Origin of the sequence: Rickettsia endosymbiont of Cantharis rufa (genome assembly GCF_964026445.1) — a bacterium.
Classification (GTDB): Bacteria; Pseudomonadota; Alphaproteobacteria; order Rickettsiales; family Rickettsiaceae; genus Rickettsia.
In genome coordinates, this window is the sequence record NZ_OZ032150.1 from 121,257 (window position 1) to 139,722 (window position 18,466).

Sequence of the window (18,466 nt, forward strand, 5' to 3'; positions counted from 1 at the left end):
CGGTAGACGAAGTTTAATTTGAAAAAGAGCAAGAAGTTTATATGTATAATAAACTGATACCCACTTTGTGACAGGCGTAAGGAGCGAAGCATATAATAATAGGAGAGACGACGAACAACGAGGCACAAAGTGGATATCAGTTTATTATACTCATTAAGTAACGATGATAGGATTTAAATAATACATCATATTTTTGTTTGGAAAAAACAGGATATGGTACTATATAGATATTTCTAGAAGAAGAAGTCGCTTTTTCAAGCTTATTTAGCACAAAGGGCATATTATAATTATGCTCTACTAAAATTACTGAAGTAAGATTATAAGTCACAATAAAATCAACCGCTTTCTTAACACTATCTTCTTCAGAAGTTATTTTATTCGGAGCAAGTACTACTCGTTGTTCTATCGCGCTATGCTCTTTTAGCAAATTTTTTAATTGCTCCGCAGATTCTATACCGGTAATAAATAATATAGGTGCATAACCGGCCTTAAGCAAAGCAATACCGGTTTCAATTTTACGCCCTCCTCCTGCAAATACTATTATTGCACTAGTAGTATTACTGTTAAGCTTATAAGAATTTATTAAATATATATAATAACCAAAACTACCTATCCAAAAAGCAAAAATTGCTAAAATTGTGAGTAAAAATTTTTTGATCATTTAAATATTTTGCTAAATTCAGTTTGAATAATTTTATCAAATTCAGGCATTTCAATATAAATTCCCAACTTATTTAAAGATGTTACTAAAGAATTTTCAAGTCCACAAGGAATAATCCCACCAAACTTACTCAAATCTGTTGAAATATTTATAGCTATACCGTGATATGTGACCCATCTTCTTACTCTAACTCCTATTGCAGCAATTTTAGCAAATTTATCTTTCCTTACTTTTACCCAAATTCCTACTTTATTTTTAATAATATATGTTTTAATTCCAAAATAATTTAAGCTATTTATAATCCACTCTTCAAGCATTTTTATATATAGCTTTAAATCTTTATGGCGATTTGGTAAAGCTAAATTAAGAATTGGATAAATAACACGCTGACCCGGCCCATGAAAAGTAAATTTACCGCCACGACCTGTATAAATTACCGGAATATCACCGTAATTTAATAGTTCTTCTTGTTTATAATTAGTACCGGCGGTATATACTTCAGAATGTTCTAGTAAATAAACAATCTCGGGTTCATTAGCATTAATTACCTTATTAACATAGTCTTCCATTAATTTCAAAGTAACTTGATAATCCGTAAGATCTGGTATAGTTATGAATTGCGCCATATCATAAATATATCATATTAACTACTTAATTCAGATTTATATTTCAATATTAATGTATCTAAAATTGCTATGGTTTCAGCATCCAAATCACCTGAAAAATTATTAGGACGAAAATGCATTTGAAATGAAATTATAACATCTTTCATTTTAGAGTCTAGAACTCCGGCAGCTTCAAGTTTATAACCGTATGTAATAAATTTTTGCCGAATTGCTGCAATATCGGTTGTATCAACTTGCGGCAATAGATCGTTAAAACTACGATCATCATACCATGCTCCTATACCATTATCATATAATAGTTTCCAAGGAAATAGCGGACCTGGGTCCTGTTTTCTACCTGGAGCAATATCAGAATGCCCAACCACTCTAGTAGGTTTAATATCATATCTAGCAATAATCTGTTTACACAAACTTATAACGCTATTAATTTGCGGCGAAGAATAAGACAGCCAGGCTATATTATCATTTTTTTCATTTACTTCAAAAGCAGGATTTACGATTTCAATGCCGATTGATGTGTCATTAATACGCTCATGACCTTGCCAGTAACTTACTCCGGCATGCCATGCTCTATCATACTCTTCTACTAATTGAAATATATGTTCAGGGCTCTCATCATTTATTAAATAATGACTACTTAACTTTTCACCGGTTAGAAAATCTAAAGATTGTTTAAAATCACATTGTGTATAATGTAGTACTAGGAATTTAATACGTTTATCAAACCCTACAGCTCTATAAGATGTTTTATCGATTACTATCATAGTTTAAATGGTGTTAATCTTAGTTAAAAACGACTTTGTTGCATGGCTCTTATGTCATTCCTGCGGAAGCAGGAATCTAGCATAAAGCAAGATAAATCAAGCTTTTAATCCCAAGAACCTGCTGTATTTATATTTTTTTCTAGATTTCTGCTTCCGCAGGAATGACATAAACCGATCCCGAGTATGACAAGAAAAATTTTGATGGTGCCGGATATCGGATTTGAACTGATGACCTACCGCTTACAAGGCGGTTGCTCTACCACTGAGCTAATCCGGCATATTAATATGATTATAGAGAAAAGGCAACTATTTAGAAAAAGTGTGAAAACGTCCTTATGTCATTCCCAGAAAGTATCGGCTTTATTGCGTGGCTTTTATGCCATTCCTGCGGAAGCAGGAATCCAAAAAATTTAATGTTGTTACACATTATTGACAAAGTAAACATATAAAAAACTTGTTTTTTATATGTTTTACTAGATTCCTGCCTACGCGGGAATGACATAAAGTGATCCACACAAGCAATGCCTGCTCGCAATGACGAAAATGTACTATAAACTAAGCTCCTTTAGCTTCTTTTTACTTGGTCTAGCTTCGCGACTTTTTGCTTTAACTTCCATTTCTTTTTTGATTTTTTCAGGAAGAGTAACACCAGCCTGCTCAATAAATTTTGCAACTCGCTCGGTTGGTTTAGCACCAGTGCCAAGCCAATATTCTACACGATCTTTTTTTAAAACCACGCGCTCACTATTATCTGAAGCGAGCATTGGATTATAAGTTCCGACTTTTTCTAAAAAGTCACCATCACGAGGTGCTGTTGCATTAGCTACTACTACACGGTAAAAAGGGCGCTTTTTAGCACCACCTCTAGCTAAACGAATTTTTACTGCCATATATTACTTACAATTATTTTATCTTTTCTTCTTTAAATAGAACATGTTTTCTTACTTTTGGATCGTATTTACGAAAAGAAAGTTTTTCGGTCCGGGTTTTTGGATTACGTTTTTTTACTAAAAAAAACCCTGTACCTGCCGTGCTTACTAATCTTACCAAAATATTTTTATTTTTCTTTGCCATTAGCTGACACCTTAAATCAAGATATTATTTTATTATTACTTAAGAAAAGCAGAATAAAACGAAATTGAAAAATAGTCAAGTAAAATCCTGATGTCATTCCTGCGAAAGCAGGAATCCAGCGTAAAGCGGGATAACTCGAGCTTTTAATTTTAAAAATTTATTGTATTTATAATTTTTTTCTGGATTTCTGCTTTCGTAGGAATGACATCAAACTGCGCAACAAAGCCGATTAAGACTTTGGTCAATTTTTCAAATTAAACGAGTTACCGACCAAATAAGCGTTCAATATTCTTAAGCTTCAACTCAATATAAGTAGGTCTGCCGTGATTACATTGTCCTGAAAATGGCGTATTTTCCATTTGACGCAGTAAAGCATTCATTTCATCTGCCGATAATTTTCGTCCTGCTCTAATTGATGTGGCTATAGTTTTCCAGAAAGTTAATAATAGACGATATTAACAGTAGGGATAAAAATGCCGGATATAGAGCCAAAGATATATCCAGCTGAATTTAAAGAATCAGCGATTAGATTAGCTATTGAGTCTAAGGGTCGCGCCCCCGTATTGCAGCTTAGCATGAATAGTCTATAATCCTCAAACAGTAATAAGAGAGAATTATAGTTAAGGAGTTATGACAAGAATAGATGTTAAGTGTAGATATTGTAACGACACAGAAAAAGTAGTAAAGGCGGGATATTCAATTTCAAAACAACAGAGATATCAATGCAAGCAGTGTAATCGATATTTTTAACTGTAATATATTAATAATGCCTCTAAGCCTGGAGTCAAGGCTCAGATAGTAGATATGTCAATCAATGGCTCTGGAGTTAGGGATACAGTAAGAGTATTAAAAGTGGGTATCAATACGGTTATCCGTGTTTTAAAAAAATCTAGCGTTAAAAAAGATAAATCATTCTGGTCGCACCTCCATTTTACAGATGTGGATATTAAAAGGCTATACGTTCAATAAGAGTTCCGATGACTTTATCATGAATATCCAATGACTTGGAAAAACAAATTGTTTTACGTGTCAGTCTTTTGCATCTTGTTCTAAGATTTAAGTTACCCCGTTCTATCCGTTGAGTATATTTTTTACTAACAATGTGTTTTTTGGGATCTAATAACCTAGCATAACTTCCCTATCCATCTGTAAAGTAAAAAGTAACCTTAAAATCCTCCGGTTTTTTTTCAGTAATGATTCTGATGTGCTATCACATCTTGTACCAAAAGTATAAGCAACTACTTTTAACAAAATCTTATCCAAAGAATATCAAAGCCATCTTTGTTTGGATTTATTCTGTACATAAGGCCATTGTTCATCTATTTCAGGAGCAATAATTACTTCTATCGTATTGATAGAATGATTTATCTTTTTTAACGCTAGATTTTTTTAAAACACGGATAACCGTATTGATACCCACTTTTAATACTCTTACTGTATCCCTAACTCCAGAGCCATTGATTGACATATCTACTATCTGAGTCTTGACTCCAGGCTTAGAGGCATTATTAATATATTACAGTTGAAAATATCGATTACACTGCTTGCATTGATATCTCTGTTGTTTTGAAATTGAATATCCCGCCTTTACTACTTTTTCTGTGTCGTTACAATATCTACACTTAACATCTATTCTTGATCTACACTTAACATATATTCTTGTCATAACTCCTTAACTATAATTCTCTCTTATCACTGTTTGAGTATTATAGACTATTCATGCTAAACTGCAATACGGGGCACGACCGTTTACAGTTTATGCTGCTAATTGTTATTGGGTTGGAGACATAACCTATGTGCCAACTGGTGAAGGCTGGCTATATTTAGCAACTGTTATTGATCTATTTTCTAGAAAAATTATAGGATGGTCTATGAGTAATAACATGAGAGCTGATTTGGTTAATAATGCTTTATTAATGGCAATATGGCAACGTAAACCAGCAAAAGGGCTTATTTGGCATACTGATAGAGGTAGTCAATATTGTTCTGATAGTCATTTAAAAATTATAAAACAACATGGTATCAAACAGAGTATGGGTCGTAAAGGAAATTGCTTGGATAATGCTGTTGCTGAAAGTTTCTTTCATACTATAAAAACAGAATTAATGTATCAATATAAATTTAAAACTAAGGAGGAAGCAAAATATGCCATATTTGAATATATAGAGGTATTTTATAACCGTATCAGAATGTATTCTGCTAACGATTATTTATCACCAGTAAGATATGAAGAGATACAAAATTGCGCTTAAACAACTGTTCGGAAAAGTGTTGATAGATCACTCTATTTTAGTACCTTCATTATGGACAGAAACAGTAACTTGTTTTTCATTGCCGCCGATTAATTTAATTTGAAACGCTTTTTCAGCCTCCAGCTTCTTAGAAGTAATGAGCATTTTACTAATAGCAGCAATAGACGGTAATGCTTCACCACGAAAACCGAAAGTATGAATATTTAGAAAATCGCTTTCATCAAGCTTAGAAGTTGTATGGCGTTCAACGGCAATTTCTAACTCCTTATCAGTCATACCGATGCCGTCATCGGAAATAATGATTAGATTTTTACCGGCACGTTCCAAGATAATATCTATTTTAGTACTACCTGCATCAATCGCATTCTCAACTAATTCTTTTACTACCGATACAGGTCTTTCTATAACCTCACCGGTGGCAATTCGGTTGATAGTACTTTCTGAAAGAAACTTGATAGTCATTTTGCTACTAATTTAAATTTCTTACTACAATATGGGCAGATAACTTCCTTTTTTTCTTTATCTATCTCTAAATAAACTTTTGGATGGTCATATGGAGGTTCTTTGCCCCGGCAAGATACAGATGCATCAACGCTATTAACAATTTCCATAGATTTATACATTATTTCTTTAAGTGAAATCTAATATAAGTTACTTTTAAATAAAAGACAAATAATACTTGATTAACTATGTCATTCCCGCGTAGGCGGGAATCCAGTACTTTAAAGCTTTTTAAAAGCTCGGTTTATCTTGCTTTACCATGAATTCCCGCCTACGCAGGAATGACATCGAGCGTCATACAATAAGACTAGGTTAACTATAGCATAACACAGCAGGGAGGTAAAAATGAAAAACAAAGTAGCAGTCATTACCGGTTCTACTAGCGGTATCGGACTTGAAATAGCAAAACATTTCGCAAAACTTGAATCTAAAATAGTTATTAACGGTCTTGCAAAAGAATATGAAGTAGCCAAAATTTCAGCAGAATTGAAAGAACTTGGTGCAAGTAGCGTATTTTATCAAGGAATAAATTTAGAAAAACCTGAAGAAATTCGTTCTATGTTTGAGAGAATAATAAAAGAATTCGGTAAAATAGATATATTAGTAAATAATGCCGGTATTCAGCACGTTGCCCCTATCGATGAATTTCCTGAAGATAAATGGGAACAAATTTTGCGTATAGATTTAACAGCCTCTTTTTATACTACAAAATACACAATACCGATTATGAAAAAAAACGGCTTTGGGCGGATTGTTAACATCGCTTCTGCTCATGCCTATGTCGCATCACCCTTTAAGTCGGCATATGTAGCAGCAAAGCACGGTATCCTTGGGCTTACCAAAACCGTTGCTTTAGAAGTGGCTGAGAATAATATTACAGTGAATGCTATCTGCCCTGGTTACGTTAATACTACCTTAGTCAAGAATCAAATAGCAGATACTGCTAAAGCTAGACATATCAGTGAGGAATCGGCATTAAGGGACGTAATCCTAAAATCTCAAGCTACAAAGAAATTTGTTGAAGCCGATGAAATAGCAAACTTAGTAATATTCTTATGTGACGAAAAAGCATCATCAATAACAGGTAGTGGACTCTTGATAGATGGCGGCTGGACGGCACAGTAGTCTTTAATTTTTAATATTTGTTAGTTATTGAGAAATAACTAACAATGAAAATTTCTTGCAAAATTTTGATTTACCCCTTTACACTAAATAATAAATCAAAATTTATCCAAGGAGGAATTTATGCCAGAAAAAAACATGTACATTTTCAAACTGAAGAAATTGAATTAAATAGAGTAAAAAATGCCAAATTAATTCATTTTAAAGATGAACTGGGTAGACCCATAGATGGGCAATTAGTTATAGGAGAAGTTGAAGAAGTAAAAGAAAAAAAATTTTCTAGGCCCATAGAAGTTGAGGTAAAGCGTAATTTGGGTAAGTTTAAAAAAGCTCTAGCCTATCTTGGAATTATTAATATGATGCAGCTATAGTTTTCCAGAAAGTTAATAATAGACGATATTAACAGTAGGGATAAAAATGCCGGATATAGAGCCAAAGATATATCCAGCTGAATTTAAAGAATCAGCGATTAGATTAGCTATTGAGTCTAAGCAACCTTTTGCTCAAACAGCTAGAGAACTAGGAATTACGAAGTATAGTCTATATAATTGGGTTAATAAACATTCAAAACTCAAGGAAGTAATGAGATATGAAGAACATCTGTATGATGAATTAAGGAGATTGAAGAAGAACTAGATAGAGTAACACAAGAACGTGATCTATTAAAAAGGCTGCCGCGTACTTTGCAAAAGAATCCCAATAAGGTACGCATGGATAAAGGAAAACAGAGGTAATTTTTCCATTTCTGCTATGTGTAAATTTATGAAAGTATCACGTAATGGTTATTATGAATGGTTAAATAATCTTGGATGTAATAGGGTTAAAGAAGGTAATGAATTAACAAACAGAATTGAAATTATCTTTAAAGAAGGTAGAGGTAATTATGGAACTAGACCTATTAAAAAGGAACTATCACGGCAAGATATAACTGCTAGTAGGAGACGCATTGCAAGACTAATAAAAGAAGCTAATTTGCTATGTAAAACTAAACGTAAATTTAAAGCCATTACTGACTCTAATCATAATAAGCAAATTGCTCCTAATTTATTAAATAGAGAGTTTACAGTTTATGCTGCTAATTGTTATTGGGTTGGAGACATAACCTATGTGCCAACTGGTGAAGGCTGGCTATATTTAGCAACTGTTATTGATCTATTTTCTAGAAAAATTATAGGATGGTCTATGAGTAATAACATGAGAGCTGATTTGGTTAATAATGCTTTATTAATGGCAATATGGCAACGTAAACCAGCAAAAGGGCTTATTTGGCATACTGATAGAGGTAGTCAATATTGTTCTGATAGTCATTTAAAAATTATAAAACAACATGGTATCAAACAGAGTATGGGTCGTAAAGGAAATTGCTTGGATAATGCTGTTGCTGAAAGTTTCTTTCATACTATAAAAACAGAATTAATGTATCAATATAAATTTAAAACTAAGGAGGAAGCAAAATATGCCATATTTGAATATATAGAGGTATTTTATAACCGTATCAGAATGTATTCTGCTAACGATTATTTATCACCAGTAAGATATGAAGAGATACAAAATTGCGCTTAAACAACTGTTCGGAAAAGTGTTTACAGATCACATTCTAAAACAATAACAAACGGACAAGAGGTAATAATAATGTTGATGTTTCGCCTTACTACTCAAAGACAGTGCCTGCATCTGCCGGTATTTTTGCATCGACAAATGAAATGATTGAAATGTTCAAACTTAGCTTTGGTTATAAACCAGATCTTATTTCTAAGAATATGTTAGACCGTATGTATAAAATAGCAAAATCAAACAAGGATGTTTTTGGATTTAAATGGCAACCGGTTTGGCTGATTGATCAAAAAATGATTGAGTCATATTATGCTCTTGGATAGCGTATTCTTAAAGTAAAAGGACGGTCAAATAAAGATTTAATTTTTCACTCAGGCTATATTAACGGTATTTATTCCTTTATTGGCTTTATACCATCAGAAGAACCTGGAATTATTATTCTAGTGAATCAAGAAGGTAAATTTTCACTTAAAAATGGGCTTGGGCTTTGGCTTGATTATATAGATTAAAAGTTATATTATATGAATAAAAAACTTATCAAATTTGTTTTTATCGTTTGCAGCACCATAATTGTAACCGGTTTATTATACAAATATATCAATCAGCATTATCCGAAATTTTTTAAAGAATCGCAAAATATAGGAAGTTTTTGTGCGTCGTTATTAATATTATTTAGTATAATTTATAGTACTATTAGCCAAAATGAAATACGCAAATTTTGTTTGCAATTAACAAGTTGGGCAGCAATTTTTTTAGTTATAATAACCGGCTATGCTTTTAGGTTTGAGCTGAATTATGCTTATCATAGGGTAATGTCTGCTTTAATTCCCTCATATAAATGGTCTACTGAAGTAGGGGAAATTATTATAGCACGTAGTGGGGACGGGCATTTTTATACCAATGCTCTTGTAAATAACGTTAAAATAAAATTTATGATCGATACCGGTGCAAGTGATGTTGCTTTAACTAAGGAAGATGCTCAAAAATTAGGCTTTGACTTAACTAAATTAAAATATACTAGAACTTATCTAACAGCTAATGGTGAAAATAAAGCCGCCCCTATAACCTTAGATAATGTAGTGATCGGCGCAGAATTTAAGAGCATCAAAGGACATGTGGGTCTTGGTGACCTCGATATCTCACTTCTCGGTATGTCTGTGCTTGAACGCTTTAGAGGTTTCAGGATTGATAAAGATTTACTAATCTTGAATTATTAGGCATCTTCGTCATTACGAGCAGCCATATGCATTGTTGCATGGTTCGGTTATGTAATTCCCGCCTACGCGGGAATTACATAAACGCCGTATTAAAATGGCATTTTAAAACCAGGTGGTAAGCTCATACCGTTTAAAGCTCCTGATAAAGAATTTTGAGAATCCTCATCACATTTTTGTTTAGCATCGTTAAAGGCAACTTTAATTAAATCCTCAAGCATTTCTTTTTCCTCTGCTTTTAATAAAGATTCATCAATTGAAATCTTTTCAACCTCCCCTTTACCGGTTGCAATAACTTCAACAAGCCCGCCACCGGCTTTACCGGTATATCTCGCGTTTGCCATTTGTTCTTGGGCTTCTTGCATTTTCTTTTGCATTGATTGGGCTTGTTTTAAAAACTGATTAAAATTTACCATAATCCTATCCTATATATTCTTTATATTTTAAGTAAAATATCCGAAATTGTTGTATTTGGGAAATGTTTTTTAATTAAACCAAAATCGTTACTTGCTTCAATTTTACCGATTAACTGATTCTTTAAGATTTGCTTGCTCTGCTCTTTTATTATTACAATCTCAAACTTTTTTTTAGTAAAAGCAGTTAACAAATCTTCTATTTGTTTTTTTATTTTGCTTGTAATTTCAAGACTTACGAGTTCTAATCTATTATCACTAGGCTTTTTAAGCTCCGTGCTATTGAGCAGGAAGTAATATATATCTATCTCATTATTTTTATATAGATATTCAAGAAAATCTACAATTTCAAAATTTTTTTTTATTTCCGAGTCGATCGATTGATTTAAATTTTGATTATTACTATCCGAACCATCAAGCAGTAGTAGCGATACCGAATATATAGATTTTATAACTAACATTTCCGTCTCTGTTAGCTGATTATAGGAAATTTTTATTTCTCGGACCCCCTTATTATATATTTGCCATAAGATTGATAAGTGCGGCAAGCTAATTTTATCCAAAATATTTTTGATTCTATCATTAAATGATTCATATATCGGCAAACTATAATTAGGTAACATTTTTACTTTATTAAGATAAGAGATAAAATCTGTTACCGATTCTATAAAAATCTCAAGATTAACTGAAAAACCATAAAGTTCATTTATTAAGGTAATAGCTTTTTCCGTCTCCCTATGAATTATGTATTCTACAAATTCTATTATAACGGAACTATCAACAAGCCCAAGCATTTGATTGATTACCTGCGGACTAATTATATTATCGGATTTCGCGGGCATACTAGCGGCTTGATCTAAAATAGATACTGCATCACGTGCTGACCCTTCAGATTTGTAAGCTATAATTCTTAATGCTTCTATATCGGCTTTTAAATTTTCTTGCTTAGCTATATATTCAAGTAGCTTAAAAATCTCTTCAAAACTCAACCGCCTTAAGTCATAACGTTGACATCTTGAGATAATAGTTGCTGGTATTTTTTGTACCTCCGTTGTTGCAAAAATAAATATTATGTGAGGCGGTGGTTCCTCTAAAGTTTTAAGAAGTGCATTAAACGCTCCTTTAGAAAGCATATGCACCTCATCAATAATGAAGATTTTGTGTTTACCTTGCAGAGGTTTATACTCAGCAGATTCGATAATTCTACGTATATCATCTACGCTAGTTTTACTTGCCGCGTCAATTTCGATTATATCAGGATGATTATGATTATTAAAGCTGATGCAGTTTACGCATTCTTCGCATGTTTTAATAGTCGTATTTTCAGTAATTAAAGCAGAGCAGTTTACGGCTTTAGCAATAATACGGGCGGAGGTAGTTTTACCGACCCCTCTAATACCTGTTAAAAGATAACCTCCAGCCAGCCTATCATTTAAAATAGTATAGCTTAAAACTTTGACTAATACCTCTTGCCCCTGAAGCTCGGCAAAGTTACTAGGACGATATTTCCTTGCAAAAGGAATATACTGATTAGATGAATTTATATCGGTCACGATTTAAATTTTGAAGAGTGATTTGATTTTTTCAATATCATTTCTGCGAAAGCAGGGATCCATGCTAAAAAGCTTTACTTTAATGGATTCCAGCTTCCGTGGGAATGACATAAACGAGCCATGCGGTCAAAAGCCACGGCATGACAGTATAACTGTATTTACTCGAAGTATTTTTGAAATTGAATTTTATTTTTTAAGAGGGAATAGCGGAGCGTACATTTAGTACGTGAGCATATGAACTCTCAAGTAAAATAAAAGAGCAATTTTAAAAAGACGAGAGGTAAATGCTAGTAATAACCCACCGAATCTCACTCCGGCTGCTTCCTTTCAGACCTGACCGACTAAACAAGCACAGTGCCCACTACTAGCATAATTAACATAACCTGTTTATCAGGAAGAGACAACATATTTTTTTTCTATTTCTGCTTTTGTTAACCTCTCAGGCGGACCAAATATTTCAGGATTTTTTAATTTAAACAGATCATCGGAAAATTTTTGTACTTTAGCTATTTTATCAAAAGTAATAGTGACTATATTATTATCTTCAAATATTTTTAATGTTTCAATTTGTTTAATAGCTTTATTAAAAGTAATTTCGCTACGCTTTTCCGTTAGAGTATGATGGATAGTAATTTTAAAAATATTTCCTTCATCAATTACCGATTCAAAAACAAAATCCTTGTCAAAATTCTCATTATCACCGAGTAAAAAATTAAATGTATTTTCAGCTCGAGCGATTCGGCTTACTTGCTCCATATCATAATCATACATTGATACAAAATTTTTAGTACCTATTATAACTAATGGAAAGGGAAGATAATAATTACATCGAAAATTATAAGGCTTGTTGATCAACAATTTTCCTTTAACTATATTAGCCCTAGAATCTTCTTGAGTAAAATCTATTGCAACCGATTTTATCGTACGTAGATAAGTTTTTAGCCCCGAAATAGCTGTTTTATCATCTACCCCAAACGCTAAGCTTGAATTCACAAAAAGATAAATAATGATTAGAAAAAATATTTTTTTCATTTTCGTTGTCTTATACTTTAAATTATGTTTAAAATACCTTATGTATTCAGTTAATGCAAAAGTATAATTAGTATTTATGAAAATTGTTGCTTTAAAAGAAAAAACCCTGCATGAGTCGCGTACCGCTATAACACCTGAAGTAGCGGGATTGCTAGTCAAAAAAGGCTATGCGGTTACGGTAGAAAAAGATATAGGGTTTTCTGCTGGCTTTCTTGATGAAGAATATGCCGCTCTAGGTGCTAAGATATCCTCAGTTCCGCTCGAAATTATTTCTGATGCTGATATTATATTAAAGGTGCAACCTTCATCCATTACGGATAAATATAGTGAGCTTGAATTTGCAAAAAAAGGAGCAATTATTGTAGGCTTATTGTCACCTTATTTAAATCATGAATATATAAAAGCGGCAGCTAAAAAAAATCTTACTACCTTTGCTATGGAGTTTGTATCGAGAATTACTAAAGCACAAAATATGGATGCTTTATCTTCTCAAAGTAATCTAGTTGGATATAGAGCGGTAATTGAAGCAAGCTATCATTATACAAGAGCTTTTCCTATGATGATGACGGCAGCAGGAACTATTTCACCGTGTAAAACTTTGGTCCTTGGTATCGGCGTTGCAGGTCTTCAAGCTATTGCAACGGCAAAAAGGCTCGGTAGTATTGTTGCAGGATACGATGTGAGAGCTGCTACTAAAGAGCAGGTAGAAAGCTTAGGAGCCAAGTTTGTTTCACCGGAACTACAAGAAGATTTACAAGATAAATCAGGCTATGCTCACGAGAGCTCAGAAGATTACCAAGCTAAACAAGAAGAGTTTTTAGCAAAAATTATTAAAGGATACGATATAGTTATTACTACTGCACAAATTCCTGGAAAAAAAGCACCGTTACTTGTTACAAAAAAAATGCTGGAATCGATGAAGTATGGCTCAGTGATTGTTGATATAGCGACTTCTACAGGTGGGAATGTGGAAGGATCAGAACCGGATAAGATCGTCACTAAGCACGGAGTTACCATAATAGGCTTATCAAATCTTGAAGCCAAAATTGCTACCGACAGCTCAAAATTATATTCCAAAAATTTGTATAATTTTTTAAATTACGCTTTGCAAGACGGTAAATTTAATATGAATGATGAGCTAGTACGTGATATGTTGATTACTAAAGATGGCAAAATTGTGAGCGAGAAAATCAAATGATTATGTGTCATACCGCGACTTGATCGCGGTATCTCAGGACGCAGTCTGTGATACAAGATCCCGTGGTCAAGCCACGGGATGACAATGAAAATACTAACCAAGAGAAAAATATGAATCAATTACCGATAATAGCGAAGCAGGTGGCTGAAATTGCTCATAATACCCAAGAATTATCAGATAAGTTAAAAGATTTAGTAATAGATACTAGTTGGCAAACGAACACAAGTACTATAGACCCACTAGTATTTGCTATAACTATTTTTGTATTAGCTTCTTTTGTAGGCTATTATGTTGTATGGAAAGTAACGCCGGCACTTCATACCCCGCTTATGTCTATTACTAACGCTATTTCAGGTATTATAGTTCTTAGTTCTATGATTGCCGCAAGTAGTTCTGCTTTGGGAGTTTCTGGTCTACTTGGGTATTTTGCAACTTTACTTGCTTCTATAAACATTTTCGGCGGATTTATAGTGACAAAAAGAATGCTAGAGATGTTTAAGAAAAAATAAATACAGCATAATAGGACTGTGTATAAATAATATAATAAGTTACTACTTTTCATTTATTCTAATATGTAACTATGTATACAACATATAGATCGAAAAATTCTCTTATAAACGGCTTGTTGAATTTAATTGCACATTATGGTCTAATACTATGTTTTCTAATGATTACCTCTTGTGCTACAAGATATGAGATTATTTCGCCAAATACTGCAGAAGGTAGAAAATGTGCCAATGAATGCTTATTAGAAAAAGAAAGATGTATGCAAAACTGTGATATGTATAATACACAATGTAATTTACTTAATCAACTAAATGCTCAAAATAGCTATTTAATCTCGCAACAAGCTGTCAAAATCAATAAGGATAGCAAATATACACCACACTTTAGTAACCATCAAAATAATCTTTGCAATAATTTCAGTTGTAGTTGGCGTTGAAAACTACCATATTTGCCACAAGAACTGCGGCGGAGAGGTTATAGCGATAAAATAAAATATTTTAACCTAATTGCAAAGAGCAAAAGTGTCTTCTTCAAACTCTTTTTTATTAAGAGTTATGCAAAAAGGTCTACTGCTATGGTATTAACTTAGCTATTTTTATTAGTAATAAGAAAAAGTTAAGCTAAAGCTCTAATTCCTTATATTCAACTTTAACTACCTCGTATGATTTTGTTCCTCCCGGTGTTGTAACTTCTGCAATATCACCTACCGATTTTCCAATCAAAGCTTTTGCTATAGGAGAAGCGATTGAAACTCTTTTTCTAGTGATATCGGCTTCATATTCTCCTACAATAACATATGTTACTTCCTCTTCAGTATCGTCGTCGATCAAAGTAACTGTAGCCCCGAATTTTATGTTATCTCCCGATAGTTTGCCAATATCAATAATTTCCGCTCTTGCCGTCATATCTTCAAGCTCCTTAATACGCCCTTCTATAAATGCTTGTTTCTCACGCGCTGCTTCATATTCCGCATTCTCGGATAAATCACCGTGTTCTCGTGCTTCTGCTATATCCTCACTAATTTTTTTACGCTCTACATGTTTTAAATGCTTAAGCCCACGTTCTAATTTTTCAAAACCTTTAGCGGTGATAGGAAATTTTGTATTCATAATTATATTGTGTAAATTTAGTAGTTTTAGTATACTATTTTCAATAATATAGATTTCAGCAAGTATATTTGTAATAGTTAAATTTGTCAAATAAGCCTTTTTAATTATTTTTCATATGCAGCGTAATTCAAAAAGGTTCAGACAAGATGAGTTTAAAGGGCGAGTCCGCACAGCGTATAAAAATACGTGAGCACAGGCGAGTCCTACAAAATTCGCTCGGATCAAGCTTTTTGAATTATGCTGTAACATAGCAATCAATTAGTAATCTTATGGCAATCAAAGATTTTGACTTTGAAAAAAAGCGTAAAATTTTCCACCTATCGGCTATAATATTTCCGCTGATTTATTTATTTATTTCAAGAACAACCATTGCATTACTATTATTTATAATAACTGCTATTACTTTATATTTAGATATATCGCGTCATAATAATGCAAAAATTAGCGAACTTGTGACTAGATTTTTTTCAAAAGTTATAAGGTTTGAAGAAAATAACGGCTCTTTTGCTTTAAGCGGTATTAGCTCTATGATACTTGGTTTTTTCTTGACTACTATTCTTTTTCCTAAAAATTTAGTAATTTGCTCGTGGTTAATTTTAATTATTTCTGATTGTTTAGCAGCTCTCGTTGGCGTTAAAATAGGCAATAGTTTAAGTAACGGTAAATCGATAGCAGGTTCTATTGCCTTCTTAACTTCTGCAATTTTTATAAGTATATTAGTATATTTCTACTTAGGGTATAATACAAGTTTTATTATTATTATTATAAGCTGCATAGGGACTGCGGCAGCTGAATTTTATTCAAAAGATTTAAGAATTAACGATAATTTATCTATACCTCTTTCTTATTGTCTTTCTACTGCTATTCTTTCTTATATAATATGATATACTCGCCCCACTTGAAAAATTGGCAGCAATGTCTTTGTAAGTTCTCGGATGCTGAAAGTTTAATAACTGCTTCTGCTCGGCTTACAGCTAGATTACTTTTTTCCAAGTTGAACTTCGTATAACAACTCTTCATTCCACAGGAGTATATAATGAGAATTACACCGGAATTTTATGAGTTTTTAAGAAACCGTATTAATATATCTGATGTAGTACGGCAAAAAGTAGCCTTAACTAGAAAATCCGGTAACTATGTAGGTTTATGTCCTTTTCATCAAGAAAAAACTCCATCTTTCACAGTTAGTGATAGTAAGAGATTTTTCTATTGTTTTGGTTGTAAAGCAGCCGGTGACGTTATAAAGTTTACTTCTAATATTAGCGGTTTATCCTATAATGAGTCTGCTATAAAGCTTGCAACTGATTACGGTATAGAGATACCGAAATTAACTGTGAAACAGAAAGAATTTTATGAAGAATCTGATGAAATTTTAAATATTTTAGAACTCACCAATAAGTTTTTCAGAACGCAGTTAACACCTGAAATATTAAATTATCTACACCGAAGAAATATTACCGAAGAAACAGTAAAAGAGTTTTCAATAGGTTTTGCTCCAAGGAATAATAAATTTGAAAAGTTTTTTCATGATAAGAATATTGATATTACAAAACTCGGTAAAGCGGGTCTAATTGGCAGGAGAGAAAACGGAGAAATATATAATTTGTTTTCTAACCGTATTACCATTCCAATTAGAAATATTTACAATAAAATTGTAGGCTTTGGCGGCAGAGTGTTAGGGGAGGGGTTGCCTAAATATTTAAATTCACCTGAAACTATAGTATTTCAAAAAAGCGAAACTTTATATGGTGAGCATAAGGCGATAAGCAGTAGCTATAAAAAAAATCACTCGATTTTAGTGGAAGGTTATTTTGATGTTATAGCGCTACATCAAGCAGGTTTTAGCGAAACGGTTGCGAGTCTTGGTACTAGTGTTACTGAGAATCATTTACATAAATTATGGCGTGCCGGTGATGAAATTATATTATGCCTTGACGGAGATAATGCAGGTATAAAAGCTAGCATAAGAACTATTAATCTAGCATTACCTATTATTAATAGTGAAAAGAAAATTTCTTTTATTAGGCTGCCAAGCGGACTTGATCCCGACGATGCAGTAAGTAAAAACGGTGCTGATTTTTTTACAAAGCTTATAGATAAAAGAATAAGCCTATCAGAAATGATTTGGCATATTGAGTATAACGGTAAGAGTTTTAAAACTGCAGAAGAAAAAGCTAATTTAGAAAAAAATTTAAAGGATTATTGCGGCAAAATATCGGATAGTAATTTAAGAGCGAGTTATTATAGATTTTTTAAAGATCAAATATGGCAGAATTTATTAACAAACCAGAAAAAAGTTGTAACTAAAAACTCAAATTTAGCTCCTATAATTTCAAGTCACAGCTATTCAGAGCTTGAAATGCTAGAACACGCTTTTTGTGCTTTGTTGGTTAAATTTCCTACAATACTTGAAGAAAAAGATATTAAAGATTTTATCCTAAACTTAAATTTTAATAATAAATCGCTTGAAGAATTTCGTAATTGGTATTTTAACGAAATTATAGATAATAACGTAGAAGCGGGTGAAATTGCTGCAATTGTGGAAAAAACTAGCTTTTCTGATATTTTTTTATTATTATCAAAAACGAATAACTTATTTTTAGATACCTCATTTAATAAAAATAATGTCAGACTAGATTTATTATGGCAGTGGCTACATAAGAAATATTATCTAATAAATTTACAACAAGAATATGCTATCACTATAAGCAGCATTGATAATCACGATTTTGAGAAAGTTTTACTATATAAAAAAGAAATTCTGAAGATTGCAAATGAACTGCAAGTTTTAAACGAATCTTTTATTAACCACATGACAACTTAGGTTCTTTGTACTTTTGATTAAATATGATTATTTTATTAAAAGTACAAAGAACCTAACATAAG

The 18,466-nt window shown here is 32.6% G+C and carries 24 protein-coding genes, 1 tRNA gene, 1 other RNA gene and 3 pseudogenes; 15 read left to right on the forward strand and 14 right to left on the reverse strand.

Annotated elements, in window-relative coordinates:
• Positions 1-136 precede the first annotated feature (136 nt).
• The 6 genes from AAGD46_RS00655 to rpmG form a co-directional block, all read right to left on the reverse strand.
• Positions 137-661 carry a YdcF family protein gene (locus AAGD46_RS00655; protein ID WP_341787361.1) on the reverse strand — a complete coding sequence of 175 codons (525 nt, stop codon included), beginning with the start codon at positions 659-661 and terminating at the stop codon, positions 137-139.
• On the reverse strand, positions 658-1,287 hold the full coding sequence (gene lipB / locus AAGD46_RS00660; protein WP_341787362.1) for a lipoyl(octanoyl) transferase LipB: 630 nt from the start codon (positions 1,285-1,287) through the stop codon (positions 658-660). The genes AAGD46_RS00655 and lipB overlap by 4 nt, the downstream gene beginning before the upstream one ends.
• A 17-nt stretch (positions 1,288-1,304) precedes the next feature.
• Entirely contained in the window at positions 1,305-2,051 is a 747-nt protein-coding gene (locus AAGD46_RS00665) for an N-acetylmuramoyl-L-alanine amidase (protein WP_341787363.1), read from the reverse strand.
• 202 nt (positions 2,052-2,253) lie between these two features.
• Positions 2,254-2,328, reverse strand: a tRNA-Thr gene (locus AAGD46_RS00670).
• Positions 2,329-2,599: 271 nt separating this feature from the next.
• The gene (gene rpsP / locus AAGD46_RS00675; RefSeq protein ID WP_341787364.1) at positions 2,600-2,941 is read right to left on the reverse strand and encodes a 30S ribosomal protein S16; all 342 of its coding nucleotides are present in this window, start codon (positions 2,939-2,941) and stop codon (positions 2,600-2,602) included.
• Positions 2,942-2,954: 13 nt separating this feature from the next.
• A complete protein-coding gene (rpmG, locus tag AAGD46_RS00680; protein WP_341787365.1) occupies positions 2,955-3,125 on the reverse strand; it encodes a 50S ribosomal protein L33 in 171 nt (56 codons plus the stop codon).
• 630 nt (positions 3,126-3,755) lie between these two features.
• Between rpmG and AAGD46_RS08440 the strand changes: the two genes are divergently transcribed.
• Positions 3,756-3,875, forward strand: coding sequence for an IS1 family transposase (locus AAGD46_RS08440; protein ID WP_410525935.1), 120 nt, complete (start codon positions 3,756-3,758; stop codon positions 3,873-3,875).
• Positions 3,876-3,929: 54 nt separating this feature from the next.
• Complete coding sequence (locus AAGD46_RS08445; protein WP_410525936.1) at positions 3,930-4,094, forward strand: IS1-like element transposase; 165 nt, start codon at positions 3,930-3,932, stop codon at positions 4,092-4,094.
• Here the strand turns inward: AAGD46_RS08445 and AAGD46_RS00690 are convergent.
• A pseudogene (locus AAGD46_RS00690) lies at positions 4,072-4,791 on the reverse strand (IS1 family transposase). The gene AAGD46_RS08445 and the pseudogene AAGD46_RS00690 sit on opposite strands and share 23 nt — an antisense overlap.
• Positions 4,792-4,921: 130 nt before the next feature.
• On the opposite strand from AAGD46_RS00690, the gene AAGD46_RS00695 reads away from it, so the two are divergent.
• Positions 4,922-5,377 carry an IS3 family transposase gene (locus tag AAGD46_RS00695; protein ID WP_341787366.1) on the forward strand — a complete coding sequence of 152 codons (456 nt, stop codon included), beginning with the start codon at positions 4,922-4,924 and terminating at the stop codon, positions 5,375-5,377.
• A 30-nt stretch (positions 5,378-5,407) separates the two neighbouring features.
• Here AAGD46_RS00695 and mutL read toward each other — a convergent pair.
• Together mutL and AAGD46_RS00705 are read right to left on the reverse strand one after the other, a co-directional pair.
• A pseudogene (gene mutL / locus AAGD46_RS00700) lies at positions 5,408-5,839 on the reverse strand (DNA mismatch repair endonuclease MutL); the annotation flags it as partial.
• Complete coding sequence (locus AAGD46_RS00705; RefSeq protein WP_341787367.1) at positions 5,836-6,000, reverse strand: zinc-finger domain-containing protein; 165 nt, start codon at positions 5,998-6,000, stop codon at positions 5,836-5,838. The gene AAGD46_RS00705 and the pseudogene mutL, both read right to left, overlap by 4 nt.
• A 223-nt stretch (positions 6,001-6,223) precedes the next feature.
• Between AAGD46_RS00705 and AAGD46_RS00710 the strand changes: the two genes are divergently transcribed.
• The 6 genes from AAGD46_RS00710 to AAGD46_RS00735 all read left to right on the forward strand — a co-directional run bounded on the left by AAGD46_RS00710 (position 6,224) and on the right by AAGD46_RS00735 (position 9,771).
• Positions 6,224-7,003: a 3-hydroxybutyrate dehydrogenase gene (locus tag AAGD46_RS00710; RefSeq protein ID WP_341787368.1), complete on the forward strand. Its 780-nt coding sequence runs from the start codon at positions 6,224-6,226 to the stop codon at positions 7,001-7,003.
• A gap of 44 nt (positions 7,004-7,047) precedes the next feature.
• Positions 7,048-7,371 (forward strand): hypothetical protein, encoded by a 324-nt coding sequence (locus AAGD46_RS00715; RefSeq protein ID WP_341787369.1) that lies wholly within the window; start codon positions 7,048-7,050, stop codon positions 7,369-7,371.
• Between the two features lie 46 nt (positions 7,372-7,417).
• Positions 7,418-7,636 (forward strand): transposase, encoded by a 219-nt coding sequence (locus tag AAGD46_RS00720; protein WP_341786903.1) that lies wholly within the window; start codon positions 7,418-7,420, stop codon positions 7,634-7,636.
• Between the two features lie 105 nt (positions 7,637-7,741).
• Positions 7,742-8,563: an IS3 family transposase gene (locus tag AAGD46_RS00725; RefSeq protein ID WP_341787859.1), complete on the forward strand. Its 822-nt coding sequence runs from the start codon at positions 7,742-7,744 to the stop codon at positions 8,561-8,563.
• A gap of 101 nt (positions 8,564-8,664) precedes the next feature.
• Positions 8,665-8,877, forward strand: a complete 213-nt coding sequence (locus tag AAGD46_RS00730; protein WP_341787370.1) for a hypothetical protein — start codon at positions 8,665-8,667, stop codon at positions 8,875-8,877.
• A gap of 198 nt (positions 8,878-9,075) precedes the next feature.
• A complete protein-coding gene (locus AAGD46_RS00735; protein WP_341787371.1) occupies positions 9,076-9,771 on the forward strand; it encodes a TIGR02281 family clan AA aspartic protease in 696 nt (231 codons plus the stop codon).
• Positions 9,772-9,860: 89 nt separating this feature from the next.
• Here the strand turns inward: AAGD46_RS00735 and AAGD46_RS00740 are convergent, their stop codons facing one another.
• The 4 genes from AAGD46_RS00740 to AAGD46_RS00755 form a co-directional block, all read right to left on the reverse strand.
• A complete protein-coding gene (locus AAGD46_RS00740; protein WP_014391653.1) occupies positions 9,861-10,184 on the reverse strand; it encodes a YbaB/EbfC family nucleoid-associated protein in 324 nt (107 codons plus the stop codon).
• A 20-nt stretch (positions 10,185-10,204) separates the two neighbouring features.
• On the reverse strand, positions 10,205-11,734 hold the full coding sequence (gene dnaX, locus AAGD46_RS00745; RefSeq protein WP_341787372.1) for a DNA polymerase III subunit gamma/tau: 1,530 nt from the start codon (positions 11,732-11,734) through the stop codon (positions 10,205-10,207).
• Between the two features lie 279 nt (positions 11,735-12,013).
• An RNA gene (gene ffs / locus AAGD46_RS00750) (signal recognition particle sRNA small type) lies at positions 12,014-12,107 on the reverse strand.
• A gap of 17 nt (positions 12,108-12,124) precedes the next feature.
• Positions 12,125-12,766 (reverse strand): outer membrane lipoprotein carrier protein LolA, encoded by a 642-nt coding sequence (locus AAGD46_RS00755; RefSeq protein WP_341787373.1) that lies wholly within the window; start codon positions 12,764-12,766, stop codon positions 12,125-12,127.
• Between the two features lie 76 nt (positions 12,767-12,842).
• On the opposite strand from AAGD46_RS00755, the gene AAGD46_RS00760 reads away from it, so the two are divergent.
• The 3 genes from AAGD46_RS00760 (at position 12,843) to AAGD46_RS00770 (ending at position 14,907) form a co-directional block, all read left to right on the forward strand.
• Positions 12,843-13,964: an NAD(P) transhydrogenase subunit alpha gene (locus AAGD46_RS00760; RefSeq protein ID WP_341787374.1), complete on the forward strand. Its 1,122-nt coding sequence runs from the start codon at positions 12,843-12,845 to the stop codon at positions 13,962-13,964.
• A 110-nt stretch (positions 13,965-14,074) separates the two neighbouring features.
• Positions 14,075-14,473: an NAD(P) transhydrogenase subunit alpha gene (locus AAGD46_RS00765; protein ID WP_341787375.1), complete on the forward strand. Its 399-nt coding sequence runs from the start codon at positions 14,075-14,077 to the stop codon at positions 14,471-14,473.
• A 158-nt stretch (positions 14,474-14,631) separates the two neighbouring features.
• Entirely contained in the window at positions 14,632-14,907 is a 276-nt protein-coding gene (locus AAGD46_RS00770; RefSeq protein ID WP_341787376.1) for a hypothetical protein, read from the forward strand.
• Positions 14,908-15,091: 184 nt separating this feature from the next.
• On the opposite strand, the gene greA is transcribed toward AAGD46_RS00770, so the two are convergent.
• Positions 15,092-15,580: a transcription elongation factor GreA gene (gene greA, locus AAGD46_RS00775; protein ID WP_341787856.1), complete on the reverse strand. Its 489-nt coding sequence runs from the start codon at positions 15,578-15,580 to the stop codon at positions 15,092-15,094.
• Positions 15,581-15,695: 115 nt separating this feature from the next.
• On the opposite strand from greA, the pseudogene AAGD46_RS00780 reads away from it, so the two are divergent.
• The 3 genes and pseudogenes from AAGD46_RS00780 to dnaG all read left to right on the forward strand — a co-directional run.
• A pseudogene (locus AAGD46_RS00780) lies at positions 15,696-15,825 on the forward strand (palindromic element RPE3 domain-containing protein); the annotation flags it as partial.
• Between the two features lie 24 nt (positions 15,826-15,849).
• The gene (locus AAGD46_RS00785; protein ID WP_341787378.1) at positions 15,850-16,464 is read left to right on the forward strand and encodes a diacylglycerol/polyprenol kinase family protein; all 615 of its coding nucleotides are present in this window, start codon (positions 15,850-15,852) and stop codon (positions 16,462-16,464) included.
• A gap of 152 nt (positions 16,465-16,616) precedes the next feature.
• Positions 16,617-18,404 carry a DNA primase gene (dnaG, locus tag AAGD46_RS00790; protein ID WP_341787379.1) on the forward strand — a complete coding sequence of 596 codons (1,788 nt, stop codon included), beginning with the start codon at positions 16,617-16,619 and terminating at the stop codon, positions 18,402-18,404.
• Positions 18,405-18,466: the final 62 nt, after the last annotated feature.